Source organism: Aquirufa salirivi (assembly GCF_045310485.1).
GTDB classification, from domain to species: Bacteria; Bacteroidota; Bacteroidia; order Cytophagales; family Spirosomataceae; genus Aquirufa; species Aquirufa salirivi.
In genome coordinates this window covers 1-319 of the sequence record NZ_JBEWZH010000042.1, presented here as the reverse complement: position 1 = coordinate 319, position 319 = coordinate 1, and the positions used below count along the sequence as shown (strand labels likewise).

Genomic DNA, 319 nt, shown 5'->3' with positions numbered 1-319 from the left:
GAGCTATTACAGGATTATCAGGAACAAATAAATTGAGCAGTGCTGGCGACTTTACTGCAGGAGTGGCGAATTTGACGAGCCAATTAATCTTCACAGGAACAGTAGGAACAGGCACCTTTACCTTCACCCCACAAAGTGGAACAGCCGTAACGAGTGGAAGTGTACAGATTAACTCTGGAGCCGCCACCCACATGATGATTACGGGATCTGCGAGTCAGAATGCTGGGGAAGCCCAAACGATCACGATAAGAGCAGTAGATGCGAGTCATAATACAGCCACAGGATATGCAGGCACGAAGAGTTTAACTTTCTCTGGTGC

General features: G+C 47.6%; 1 protein-coding gene. It reads left to right on the top strand.

The features are described from left to right. Positions 1-319 (top strand): hypothetical protein (locus tag U0R11_RS13605; RefSeq protein ID WP_406752382.1); only part of this gene is annotated, 319 nt, incomplete at both ends.